At 68.1% G+C, this 11,326-nt stretch carries 13 protein-coding genes; 5 read left to right on the top strand and 8 right to left on the bottom strand.

Going from position 1 to position 11,326, the window contains the following annotated elements:
- Positions 1–175: 175 nt before the first annotated feature.
- From GEV07_10490 to GEV07_10470, 5 genes are read right to left on the bottom strand one after another with little or no spacing between them, the layout of a single operon-like run.
- Positions 176–1,702 carry a UbiD family decarboxylase gene (locus GEV07_10490; GenBank protein MQA03125.1) on the bottom strand — a complete coding sequence of 509 codons (1,527 nt, stop codon included), beginning with the start codon at positions 1,700–1,702 and terminating at the stop codon, positions 176–178.
- A gap of 16 nt (positions 1,703–1,718) precedes the next feature.
- On the bottom strand, positions 1,719–2,498 hold the full coding sequence (locus GEV07_10485) for an ABC transporter permease subunit (GenBank protein MQA03124.1): 780 nt from the start codon (positions 2,496–2,498) through the stop codon (positions 1,719–1,721).
- Positions 2,498–3,280: an ABC transporter permease subunit gene (locus GEV07_10480; GenBank protein MQA03123.1), complete on the bottom strand. Its 783-nt coding sequence runs from the start codon at positions 3,278–3,280 to the stop codon at positions 2,498–2,500. Before GEV07_10480 ends, GEV07_10485 begins: the two co-directional genes overlap by 1 nt.
- Positions 3,281–3,290: 10 nt before the next feature.
- Positions 3,291–4,298, bottom strand: a complete 1,008-nt coding sequence (locus GEV07_10475) for a hypothetical protein (protein ID MQA03122.1) — start codon at positions 4,296–4,298, stop codon at positions 3,291–3,293.
- Between the two features lies 1 nt (position 4,299).
- Positions 4,300–5,085, bottom strand: a complete 786-nt coding sequence (locus GEV07_10470) for an ATP-binding cassette domain-containing protein (GenBank protein ID MQA03121.1) — start codon at positions 5,083–5,085, stop codon at positions 4,300–4,302.
- A gap of 172 nt (positions 5,086–5,257) precedes the next feature.
- Here GEV07_10470 and GEV07_10465 point away from each other — a divergent pair, with 172 nt between their 5' ends.
- From GEV07_10465 to GEV07_10445, 5 genes are all read left to right on the top strand, one after another.
- On the top strand, positions 5,258–5,962 hold the full coding sequence (locus GEV07_10465) for an FCD domain-containing protein (GenBank protein MQA03120.1): 705 nt from the start codon (positions 5,258–5,260) through the stop codon (positions 5,960–5,962).
- Positions 5,962–6,678, top strand: coding sequence for a DUF2848 domain-containing protein (locus GEV07_10460; protein MQA03119.1), 717 nt, complete (start codon positions 5,962–5,964; stop codon positions 6,676–6,678). Before GEV07_10465 ends, GEV07_10460 begins: the two co-directional genes overlap by 1 nt.
- An 82-nt stretch (positions 6,679–6,760) precedes the next feature.
- Positions 6,761–8,209, top strand: a complete 1,449-nt coding sequence (locus tag GEV07_10455) for a 4-hydroxyphenylacetate 3-hydroxylase (protein ID MQA03118.1) — start codon at positions 6,761–6,763, stop codon at positions 8,207–8,209.
- 10 nt (positions 8,210–8,219) lie between these two features.
- A complete protein-coding gene (locus tag GEV07_10450; GenBank protein ID MQA03117.1) occupies positions 8,220–8,564 on the top strand; it encodes a cupin in 345 nt (114 codons plus the stop codon).
- 61 nt (positions 8,565–8,625) lie between these two features.
- On the top strand, positions 8,626–9,096 hold the full coding sequence (locus GEV07_10445; protein ID MQA03116.1) for a flavin reductase: 471 nt from the start codon (positions 8,626–8,628) through the stop codon (positions 9,094–9,096).
- Here GEV07_10445 and GEV07_10440 read toward each other — a convergent pair.
- The 3 genes from GEV07_10440 to GEV07_10430 form a co-directional block, all read right to left on the bottom strand.
- On the bottom strand, positions 9,093–9,314 hold the full coding sequence (locus GEV07_10440; protein ID MQA03115.1) for a hypothetical protein: 222 nt from the start codon (positions 9,312–9,314) through the stop codon (positions 9,093–9,095). The genes GEV07_10445 and GEV07_10440 overlap by 4 nt on opposite strands.
- 106 nt (positions 9,315–9,420) lie before the next feature.
- Positions 9,421–10,830, bottom strand: a complete 1,410-nt coding sequence (locus tag GEV07_10435; GenBank protein ID MQA03114.1) for an amidohydrolase family protein — start codon at positions 10,828–10,830, stop codon at positions 9,421–9,423.
- Between the two features lies 1 nt (position 10,831).
- The gene (locus tag GEV07_10430; protein ID MQA03113.1) at positions 10,832–11,311 is read right to left on the bottom strand and encodes a homogentisate 1,2-dioxygenase; all 480 of its coding nucleotides are present in this window, start codon (positions 11,309–11,311) and stop codon (positions 10,832–10,834) included.
- Between the last annotated feature and the right edge of the window lie 15 nt (positions 11,312–11,326).

Raw genomic sequence — 11,326 nt, 5'->3', positions numbered from 1 at the left:
GGTGGATGAGGCGTCGCCATGCTAACCGGAGGCACCGACAACACGTCCCGCTGAGCCCGCCGGCCCTCCTGACCAGCCCCGTCGTCACTGCTCGGCACTCCCTAGCGAAATGTTACTCAATGTCCGATCCCCGCGCGTGCGGGCCGCGCCACGACCCCAGCCAGGCCAGGGGCGGTCAGGAGGGGGTGCGGCGTTCGCCGTCCCAGCCCACGAAGCCGTACTCCGGCCACCGTTGGTGCATCTTCTCGATGTCCTCTGGGGCGTTCTCCACGGTCGGCGGGAACTTGGCGCCGCCCCACTCCGGGCGGGCCTCGTAGCGCCAGGTGCGGGTGGCGTCGATGACCATCCGGTTCCAGACGCCCGCGCCGAGGTCGGCGACCGAGCGCAGCTCGAGCGGCGTGCTCGGGTCGATCGGCGAGCCGAAGCTGCCGGGGAACACCACCATGTCGTCGGTGCCCGGCCGCACCCGGTACGCGATCGCCCAGTCGAGTGCGGAGTAGTCGGAGATGTCCACGTCGTCGTCGACGACGATGACGTTCTTGTACCTGTACAGCGCCGCCCCGCTGCTCCACAGCGCGGACGCCACCCACTTCGCGTGGCCCTCGTTGACCTTCTTGATCTGGACGGCGATCGTCGTGCCGTTGGTGACCGGGTGCACGTACACCTGGGTCACCCCTGGCACACCGGCGTTCTCCAGGGTCCGCCACGCGATCGCCGCGCGCTGCAGCGCCGACATGTGGCTGTTCTCCCCGCTGGCACCAGGCAGCGAGCCCTCCAGGGTGCCGCGGAAGATCGGCGACTCCCTGTGCGTCAACGCGGTCACCTGGATGGTCGGACGCCGCGTCGGCACGTCGCTGACGTAGCCGGTGAACTCACCGAACGGTCCCTCCATCTCCCAGGTGCTCTCGTCCGGCGAGATGTAGCCCTCGACGACCAGCTCAGCGGACGCCGGCACCTCCAGGTTGACGGTCTTGCACCGCACGAGCGGCACCGGCGCGTCGAGGTACGCGCCCATCACGTCGTACTCGGAGAGGCCCTTGGGGATCGGGCTGCCGGCGAGGAAGTCCATCACCGGGTGCCAGCCGTAGACGCACGCCACCTGCATCGGCTTGCCCAGGTCCAGGTGCTTCCGCCAGTGCAGGCCCCAGTGCTGGCTCGGCACGAGCAGCATCGGGATCTTGTCCTTGCCGGAGATCATCCCGCGGTAGACGCCGAGGTTGACCGTGCCGTCCTCGGGGTCCTTGGTCACGATGGCCGCGAACGTGTTGATGTAGCGGCCGCCGTCGAGATGGTGCCACCACGGCACGGGCAGCTCGTTGAGGTCGATGTCGTCGCCGGTCACCTGCACCTCGTGCACCGGCCCGTCGTCCACGATGACCGGCGGCACCTGCTCGGCGTTCTTCTTCAGCACGTACTTGACGAGGTCCTCGTGCTGGGGCGGCTCGTCGTACCCGAGCAGCAGCGACAGCCTGCGCTGGCTCGCCACGATGCTGGTGACCAGCTGGCTGCACCGGGCGTCCGGCGTGTTGTAGCCGGTGATGTTCTTGAACAGGAGGGCGGGCCCCTGCCGCCGCAACGCCTCGCGGGTCAGGGTGCCGAGCTCACGGTCCCAGTGCACCTCCCCCGTCACATCGGCCAACTCGCCGTACGCGCGCAACCGGTCGAGTGCGGTACGCAGGTCCTCGGTGCTGTGGTCGGACATGTCCCTCCAGGGTGCGTCAGGTGGTCTGGTTCGTCTGTCCGTGGTGCCAGGCAAGCACCTTTGCTTCCATGGCGACGAACGCGAGGTTGAGCAGGTAGCCGAGGATGCCGAGCAACGCGATGCCGGCGAACATGTCCGGCACCTTGAACGTGCGCTGGGCGTCCAGGATGTAGTGGCCGATCCCGTTCGTGCTGCCGATCATCTCCGAGATCACCATCATGATCAGCGACAGCGACAGCCCGATCCGCAGGCCGGCGAAGATGTTCGGCAGAGCGGAAGGGAACACCACCCGTACGATCGACTCCGCCCGGCCGAGCCCGAAGATCGCCGCGGTGTCGAGGCGTTCCCTGCTGACGCTGCGCGCACCGTCGTTGCTGTTGAGCAGCACCGGCCAGAACGTGCCGAACGCGATCACGAAGATCTTCATCGCGTCGCCGATGCCGAGCAGCAGCATGCCCACCGGGATGATGATCGGCGGCGGGATCGCCCGGAAGAACTCGAAGAACGGGTCGAGCGTCTGGAACAGGCTGCGGAACGACCCGGTGAGCACACCGATGACCACCCCGAGCACGGCCGCCATCAGGTAGCCGAGCAGCATCCGCCGCAGGCTCGGTATGGCGTCACCGGTGAGGAACTCCGGCGAGATGAGGTTCTCGTAAAGACTCAGCAGGGCCGCGCTGAACGGCGGGAAGTAGAAGGAACCGAGCGCCCGGCCCAGCACCTCCCAGGTCACCAGCCCGGCGAACAACACGGCGAACCCGAGGAGGTTCTCCTTTATGCGGAGGGTCTTGGCCATCACGCACCCCTCTCGCCGTACGCGGGAGCCCAGTAGACGCCCTTCTGTTCGACGACGCGGAACAGTGTGTTCAACAGGTAGCCGATGATGCCCGCGAGCAGGATCCCCGCGTACATCTCGGGAACGCGGTTGACCTCCTCCATCCGGCCGACGTAGTAGCCGATCCCGCTGTCACCGGCGACCAGCTCCGCGGTCACCGTGAGGTGGATGGCCATCGCCGCGCTCACCCGGAACCCGGTGGCGATGTTCGCGATCGAGGAAGGCAACGTCACCCGGCGCAGGATCTGCGCGCTCGACAGCCCGAAGTTCCTCGCCGTGTCCACGGCGACCGGGTCGATCGAGCGCACCCCGTAGAAGGTGTTGAACAGGATCGGCCAGAACGCGGCGTACGCGATCACCGTCACGCGCATGCCGTACGTGCCGAGCCCGAACAGCAGGATGGCCAGCGGGATGATCGCCACCGAGGGGATCGGCCGCAGGAACTCCACGGTCACCTTCAGGGCGTTGTAGAACGTCCTGAAGGTGCCCATCAGTACGCCCACGACCACGCCGAGACCCGCCGCGAGGGCGAGGCCTTCGGCGTAGGCGAAGAGCGTCGCGACGATCTGGGTGACCAGGCCGCCTGTCGACAGCTGCTCCCCCAGCGTCGTGATGATCACCGTGGGCGGCGGGAAGTACTCGGAGAACACTCCCGCCCGCACCACGAGCTCGAGCAAGACCGTGAAGACGACGACGAACGTCCATCCGCGTACGTTGATCGTCGGTCTCGGCGATCGAAGCATGAACGAGTCCCTACTCCGACGTGACTTTGCTCGAGATGATCTTCTCGGCGTCGAACGACTTCTCGATGATCTTGTACTTCGTCGCCGTCTCGATTTGCGGCTGCACCAGCTCAGGGTCGACGGACTCGCCGTAGACGGCGCGCTGCATCGAGTTGGCGGTCTTCGCTTCGATGTCCAGGTTGTCCACCAGGATCTCCGCTGACCGCTTCTGGTTCTTCTCCTGGTTGGCCCACTTGGCCGTCTTGGCCATCACCTCGGCGAACTTCTTCGCCTCGTCCGGGTTCTTCTTGATCCACTCGTCCGTGGCCACCCAGCCCGAGGTCATGAAGTTCTTGGCGATGCCGCCGTACGCCTTGCCGAGGATCTTGCAGCACGTGGTCGTCGCCGCCGACAGTCCCGGCTCGAGGTTCAGCGCCGCGTCCACCTTGCCCTGGTCCACCGCAGAGGACATCTGCGGGAACGGGAACTCGACGAACTTGATCTTGCTCGAGTCGCCGCCGTTCTTGTCCGCCCAGGCTCGCACCGCGACATCGGTGATGTTCTTCAGGCCGTTGACGGCGACCGTCTTGCCGTTGAGATCGGCGGCGCTCTTGACCTTCGAGTCCTTCCCGACGATCAGCGCGGCGGAGATCGGCCCGGCGTCGTCGTACATGCTGCCGGCACCGATGAACTTGAACGGCAGGCCCTCGGAGTACGAGGTCGCGACCGAGGTGACGTTCGCGCTGCCGATGTCCAAGCTCTTCGACGCCACGCCGGACACGATCGTCGCGCCGTCCGCGATCTGCTTGACCTTCACATTCAGGCCGGCTTCCTTGAAGTAGCCGAGCTCCTGCGCGTAGATGATCTGCGCGTCCGAGTCCGTCGGCTTCACACCGATCGTCAGCGTGCCCGCCTTGTCCTTGCTCTCCGACTCCCCTTCACCTGGTGGGGCACATGCCGCCGCCTGGATCCCCAGGATCAATGCGGCGGACAAGGCGATCATCCCTCTCGCTATCCCCCGCTTGTTCAACTCTGGCATCTCAGGTCCTCTCGGTCTGACGCTTGCCGATCATGTCGTGTAGGTCGTTACGTAGCTCCCAGAACGACGGGTCACTGCGTGTCTTCGTCTGCTCACGCGGCCGGTCGAGCTCGACGGTCATCTCCCGCACCACCGTCGACGGTGGCGGGCTCAGCACGATGATCCGGTCGGAGAGATAGACGGCCTCGTCGATGTCGTGCGTGACCAGCAGGACGGTGATCCCGAACTTGTGCCGCAGCTGGAGGGTCAGGTCCTCCAGGCTCATCCTGGTCAGGGCGTCGACGGACGCGAACGGCTCGTCGAGCAGCAGGATCTCCGGGCTGAACGCGATCGCCCGGGCGATCGCTACCCGCTGCTGCATACCGCCGGACAGCTGCCACGGGTACTTGTCGATGCTCTCCTCGAGCCCGACCGCCGCCACCGCCTCCTCGACGGCCTGCTGTTTCTCTGCCCTGGCCATCTTCTTGTTCTTCAGCGGGAACATCACGTTGCCGCGCACGCTCAGCCAGGGGAAGAGCGACCGCTGGTAGTCCTGGAACACCAGGATCATCTCCGGCGGCGGCGACGTCACCTGCTTGCCGTGCAGCTCCACGCGACCATCGGTCGGTGGCAGCAGGCCACAGATCATCTTCAGCAGCGTCGTCTTGCCGGCTCCGGACGGGCCGACGATCGAGACGAACTCACCCTTGTGCACGTCGCAGGTGATGTCCTCGACGGCCAAGGTGCCGTTCCCGTACTGCTTGCGTATCTGCTGTATCGACAGCAACTCGGCGGTTTTCCCGCTCATACTGCGTGCCATCCGTCGGCGTCGAGCCCCGGTTCGGGCGGCACCCGGCAGGCGCAGCCCGGCGGCTGGTGGAGGTTCATCACACCTCACTCCCAGAGTCAGATCGTCCAACTCGTCTTCCGTTGGTTCCCCGCTTGCACCTAGTCATACACCTGATGTATGCATGTTGGCTATGATCGGTGTGCGAAGAGGTGAGGATCGTTCTCGAAATGAGAACGCTCAGGACACGACCTACCACTGGCTGAAAACACACATCGCCACGCTGCCGCGCGATACCGGCACGTTCTTGACGGAGCTCGAAGTGGCAGCGCAAGCGGGCACATCGCGCACACCCGTCCGTGAAGCGCTGCTACGGCTGGAGGCCGAGGGGCTCATCCAGATCGTGCCGAAGAAGGGCGCGTTCGTACCGCCGATCTCGGAGCGTGACGTCGAGGACGTCATGGAGGCACGCATCGTGGTCGAGGACTGGAGCGTCCGCCGCATCACGACGGCCTACACGTCGCCCACCCCGGAACTGAACGCCCTGGTGACCGAGCTCAACGAGCTCCTCACCCAGCAGGAGGAGGTGATCGACGACCCGGTCGCCTTCATCGACCTGGACCGGCACTTCCACCAGACGATCGTGCACGCCGCCGGCAACCCCGTCCTCGAGGACCTCTACCTGTCGCTGCGGGACCGGCAGGTACGGATGGGCATCCGCGCCGTGTCGTCCGTCGCGGACCGCACCCGCGCCGTGCTCACCGAGCACCGGGCGATCGTGCGGGCCATCAAGAGTCGCAACACCGATCGAGCGACGAACGCGGTACGTACCCATCTCGACAACACCATGGCCATCCTGCGCCATGCTGGTACCGGACGACCTGGCGGTGGACACTGATGAGCGATGCGGGAACGCAACTGACCTTGACCGTCGTGGACGGCTCCGAGGTCCTGACCTTCGTGCCGCAGCGGTTGGTCGTCGCCGGCTACACCGCGCGGGACGAGACGGCGGCGCACGCACACATCGCGGAGCTCGCGGAGATCGGGGTGCCTCCGCCACCGTCGATCCCGACGTTCTACCACCTCGACCCCGGCCTGCTCACCACGGCAGCGGCCGTCGAGGCCGGCGGCGCGAACACGTCGGGCGAGGTCGAGCCGGTGCTCGTCCGGCACGGCGGCCGGTGGTTCATCGGCGTGGGCTCCGACCACACCGACCGCGACCTGGAGCGCCAGGACATCGGCGACTCGAAGGCCGCGTGCCCGAAACCGCTCGGCAAGCTCGTCGCGCGGCTGCCTGCTGACCTCGAGGACGGCGCGTTCGACGCGGCGTGGGACCAGGCGGCCGCACGCAGCCGCGTCGACGGGGCGGACTACCAGACCGGCCAGCTGGCGACGTTGCGCACACCGAGCGACCTGCTCACCCGGCTGGCGAAGGAACTCGGGTCGGACACCGTGTGGCCGGACGACCTCGTCGTGTACGCGGGGACCTTGCCGCTGCTCGACGGCGAGTTCAAACCTGGCGCCGGCTGGGAGCTCACGCTCACCCTGCAGCTGGCCGAGGGCCCGACAACGCTCAGCCACACCTATGACGTGACCAGAAGAAGGAGACGCTGATGCTCACCAGAGCGGAGTCGACCCCCTCGCTGCGCTCGACGACCTCGCCGCGCTCGACCGACAGGACCAGAAGGAGGCGCTGATGCGCACCGGAGCTGAGTACCTCGCCGCGCTCGACGACGACAGGGAGATCTACGTCGACGGCGAGCGGGTGGGCCGGGTGGCCGATCACCCTGCCTTTGCCCCCATCGCGGGCACCATGGCGGAGCTCTACGACATCGCCGCCGACCCGGCGAACGGGATGCTGTACGAGTCGCCGGAGACCGGTGGACAGGCCAACCTGGTCTACTCCATCCCGCGCACCCACGACGACCTCGTCGCGCGGCGCAAGGCGATCGAGACCTGGTCGCAGCACACGCACGGGTGGGTCGGCCGCAGCCCGGACCACGTCGCGGCGTTCCTCGCCGGGTTCGCGGCACACCCGGAGGCGTTCCGTGGTGACGAGCACGACCTCAGCGCCAACGTCACCGCGTACTACAAGCGGGCGGTCGAGGAGAGCCTCTACGTCTCGTACGCCATCATCCCGCCGCAGGTCTCCCGCGCAACCACGGCACACGCCTGGGAGGGCGACCTGATCCAGGTGGGCGTCAAGGAGGAGCGCGACGACGGCATCGTCGTGAGCGGCTCGCAGATGCTCGCCACCGGCGGCGCGATCGCCGACGAGATCTTCGTGTCCTGCATCAAGCCGCTCACGCCTGAGGACCGCGACTTCGCGCTCGGTTTCGCGCTGCCGGTCGCGTCGCCGGGGCTCAAGCTGTACTGCCGGCGGCCGTACGCACCTGCGTCGACGAGCGCGTTCGACTACCCGCTCAGCACCCGGTACGACGAGACCGACGCCCTGGTCGTCTTCGACGACGTGTTCGTGCCGTGGGAGCAGGTCTTCGTCTGCCGCGACGTGGACGGCGTGCGCCGGCAGTTCTTCGACACCGGCGCGCACGTGCTCGGCAACTGGCAGGCGCAGATCAGGTTCGCGGTCAAGCTGCAGTTCCTCGCCGGGCTGGCCCGCAAGGCGGCGCAGACCACGGGCGTCGACCGTATCCCCGGCGTGCAGGAGAAGCTGGGTGAGCTGGCCAGCGTCGCGTCGCTGGTCGAGTCCGCGGTGCTCGCCGCCGAGTACCAGGCCACCCCGGACGACGCCGGGATGTGGCGACCGCGGCCGCGTTCGCTCTACGGCGCCATGGGGCTGCAGGCCGAGCTGTACCCGCGGGTGCTCGCCATCGTGCGGGAGCTCGTCGGCGGCGGCGTGCTCCAGGTGCCGTCGAGCGTCGCGGAGATGCGCAACCCCGCGACCCGCGCCGACATGGACCGCTACGTGCAGTCCCCCGGCGTGCCCGCGGAGGAGCGGGTCAAGCTGTTCAAGCTGGTCTGGGACGCCGTCGGCAGCGAGTTCGGCAGCAGACACCACCAGTACGAGATGTTCTATGCGGGCGCCCCGTTCGTCGCGAAGGGATACGCCTACCGGAACTACGGGTTCGAGGAGCCACTGGCCGCGGTGGAGAAGTTCCTCGCCTCGTACGGCAGCGAAGACTAGGAGCGATTGCATGGCGAAGCCGGAGTACGAGTTCTTCGACGTCGGCACGGTCGGGTTCACCCGCTGCGCCGGGGAGGCGGAGGGGCTCACCGAGCGCATCCTCGCGAGCGACCCGCAGACCGGGGTCGCGACCCGGATGCTGAAGCTCGAACCGGGGTGCGACACCAGCAAGAACGGCGTGCAGGAGCACGACTTCTGGGAAGAGGTGTACATCCTCGAGGGGTCGATGAGCGATCTCCGACTGGGTCAGACCTTCCCCGCGGGCAGCTACGCGTGCCGGCCGCCCGGCATGCCGCACGGGCCGTGGACGAGCGAGGACGGCTGCCTGACGTTCGAGGTCCGTTACCCAGCGTGAGGGTGTGCTCGTGACCATCGAACACAGTAAGGGCACCGACCCCGGGCTGCTGCGGCGGACGATGAGCAAGTTCGCCACCGGGGTCGCCGTCGTCACCAGCATCGCCGACGGCAACGCCGACGGCATGACGGTCAACTCGCTCACCTCGGTGTCGCTCGACCCGCCGCTGCTGTTGGTCTCCCTCACCGAGGACGCCCGCACGACGAGCACCATGCGCACCGCCGGCAGGTTCGCGGTGTCGGTCGTGTCGTCGCGTCAGGAGGAGATCGCCAGGCGGTTCGCCAAGAGCGGCGTCGACCACTTCGCCGGCCTACCGCTGGAGTACGGCTACCACGACGTGCCGGTGATCCCCGCCGCACTCGCCCACCTCGAGTGCGTCACCGAGCAGGAGGTGGCGGCCGGCGACCACGTGCTGTTCCTCGGCCGCATCGTCAGCACCTGTGCGCGCGACGGCAAGCCGCTGACCTTCTACGCCGGCAGCTTCGGCGAGCTCTCCGTCGGCGACCACGGCCCCATCGACTGGTTCTTCTAGGGCGTACGGGCACGGCCGGTCACCCGCCGAACGGTGCGGGCGAAGGCGAGCGTCACGGGGCGCAACCGCGAGCCGCCGATCAGTAGCACGAGTCCGGCGCAGGCCGCCACCGCGGTGGCGGCGAGTAGCACGAAGAACAGCTCGACCATCCGAGTCATGGCCTCCCAGGTAAGGGCGTGGTCGCCCGTGGTCCAGCCGGTGGCGGTCCCCTTCGCCACCGGACGTCACGTAGACGCCTGGACCGGCGCCACGGTTGACCGGTTTTGGGAGGAATTTTTTGGCCACCCCGGAGGCTCGCCCAGGGCAGCCACTGCGGTCAACCGCCTAGCTGACCGGCCAGCGGCCGCGGACGAGGGAGTCGCCGTCCAGCCGGTCGTAGAGGGCGGCTGCGCCCGCGGTGACGTCGGCGAGCAGCCGCTCCTCGTCGACCCTCGCGAGCCGGCCGCCTTCGACGACCCGCTCGCCGGCGACGAACACGTCGCGCGCGGTGCGGCCGGTCGCGGAGTACACCAGGTTCGACACCGGGTTGTAGAGCGGCTGCCAGCTCGGGTCGTCGACGTCGAACAGCACCAGGTCGGCCTGCTTGCCCACTGCGACGGCCCCGAGATCGTCGGCCGCGTCGACGGCCAGCGCCCCGTTCACCGTGGCCATCTCCACCGCCTGCTCGGGCGGCAGCACGCGCGGGTTCAGCCGCACCTCCTTGTGGCCGCAGGCAACGAGGAACATCTCCCGCACCAGGTCGACCGGGCCGGAGCAGGCGTGGTCACTGCCGAGCCCCACGTTCACGTCGAGCGCGAGCAGCTCGGGGATCACGCCCATCCGGATGTTGCCGTACCCGTTGTGCAGGGACGAGCTCGGCGCCGCCACGATGCTCGCGTAGTGCTCCGCCAGGAGCGCGACCTCGTGCGGTTCGAGCCAGCCGCCGTGGACGAGCAGGGTACGCGGCCCGAGCAGCTCCAGCTCGGCCATCCGCTCGATCTCCGGCCGGCCGAACTTCGCCACCGACGCGTCGTGCGTCGAGTAGTTGAAGCAGGCGTGCGTCTGCAGCAGCACGTTCTTGTCGTCCGCCACCGCACCGAGCGCGCGGATCAGCTCGTCGCTGGAGTTGTTGAACCCCCGGAACGACACCGAGGCGCGCACCCGGCCGCCTTCGGTGTCGTGGTACTTGTCCACCAGATCGGCGGCCTCCCGCGCGGCGGAGTCCGGTGTCGACACCATCGAGTCGGGCACACTGCCGAACGCGGAGTCGCCGAGGTCGAACGCACTGCGCGCGACGACCACCCGGATCCCCGTGGGCACCACGCCGGCGAGGCTGCGCTCCGGGTGGTTGTTGCCCGGGTCGACGAAGCACGTGGTGCCGTGCAGCAGCATCTCCCTGGCGGCCAGCCGGGCACTGAGCTCGACGTCGTCCGGCGTGAGCGCCGCCTCGTACGGGTACATCCGCTGGATGAGGAACTCCCGCGCATTCGCCTCGTCCGCGAGCCCGCGCGACAGCTGGAAGGACGAGTGCAGGTGCGCGTCGATGAGGCCCGGCGTGCCGACCCGCCGCCGGCCGTCGACGACCGTGCTGCCGGTGTAGGCCGCGGCGATCTCGTCGGTCTTGCCGACGGCGGCGAACCGACCATCGGCGATCGCCACGGCAGCGTCCCTGATCACCCGCCGCTCCTCGTCGACGGTGACCAACCAGTCGATGTGCTCGACGACGACGTCGACCACCTGCGGTTCGGCAGTCACGTCAGTCTCCGATCGGGCCGACGGGTGTCATGTCGTCGTGCACCTTCAGCTCGACGAGGATGTTCTCCTCCTCGGACTTGTCGCACAGCGCCGACCGGTGCGCGACACCGCGCGGGATGCACAGCACCTGGCCGGCCGTCAGCTCGTGCACGCCGAGCTCGGTCTCCCACCGCAGCGCGCCCTTGACGCAGATGATGACCTCGGAGTGGTCGACGTTGCGGTGCCAGAACCCCATGTCGTGCACGCTGCGCTTGGAGACGTCGACCTTCGCCGCGGCGGACGTGAGCACCCGCAGCGGCGCACCGTCGGGCTTGTCGTAGTTGGCCGGCTGGAGCTTGTCGTCCGCGGTGTCGAAGTACACCAACCGTTCCGCGCCGCCGAGCACCTCGGCCGCCGTCATCCGCACGCCTGGACGGTCCAGCTCGACGCGCGTGTCACCGGCCGTGATGACCTCGCGGGTGGGGATCGGATCATTCGCCATGGGGCGTCCTTTCTC

This window comes from Streptosporangiales bacterium, from assembly GCA_009379825.1.
Lineage (GTDB): Bacteria > Actinomycetota > Actinomycetes > Streptosporangiales > WHST01 > WHST01.
Note: the sequence above shows the minus strand (reverse complement) of the source record. Positions and strands in the feature narration are given on the sequence as shown.

What these genes read in the sequence shown, in the direction of transcription:
- GEV07_10470 (MQA03121.1), bottom strand. Translation starts at nt 5,085, where the DNA reads ATGAGCGGGAAAACCGCCGAGTTGCTGTCGATACAGCAGATACGCAAG.
- GEV07_10480 (MQA03123.1), bottom strand. Translation starts at nt 3,280, where the DNA reads ATGCTTCGATCGCCGAGACCGACGATCAACGTACGCGGATGGACGTTC.
- GEV07_10450 (MQA03117.1), top strand. Translation starts at nt 8,220, where the DNA reads ATGGCGAAGCCGGAGTACGAGTTCTTCGACGTCGGCACGGTCGGGTTC.
- GEV07_10460 (MQA03119.1), top strand. Translation starts at nt 5,962, where the DNA reads ATGAGCGATGCGGGAACGCAACTGACCTTGACCGTCGTGGACGGCTCC.
- GEV07_10430 (MQA03113.1), bottom strand. Translation starts at nt 11,311, where the DNA reads ATGGCGAATGATCCGATCCCCACCCGCGAGGTCATCACGGCCGGTGAC.
- GEV07_10455 (MQA03118.1), top strand. Translation starts at nt 6,761, where the DNA reads ATGCGCACCGGAGCTGAGTACCTCGCCGCGCTCGACGACGACAGGGAG.
- GEV07_10485 (MQA03124.1), bottom strand. Translation starts at nt 2,498, where the DNA reads ATGGCCAAGACCCTCCGCATAAAGGAGAACCTCCTCGGGTTCGCCGTG.
- GEV07_10465 (MQA03120.1), top strand. Translation starts at nt 5,258, where the DNA reads ATGATCGGTGTGCGAAGAGGTGAGGATCGTTCTCGAAATGAGAACGCT.
- GEV07_10445 (MQA03116.1), top strand. Translation starts at nt 8,626, where the DNA reads ATGAGCAAGTTCGCCACCGGGGTCGCCGTCGTCACCAGCATCGCCGAC.
- GEV07_10475 (MQA03122.1), bottom strand. Translation starts at nt 4,298, where the DNA reads ATGCCAGAGTTGAACAAGCGGGGGATAGCGAGAGGGATGATCGCCTTG.
- GEV07_10490 (MQA03125.1), bottom strand. Translation starts at nt 1,702, where the DNA reads ATGTCCGACCACAGCACCGAGGACCTGCGTACCGCACTCGACCGGTTG.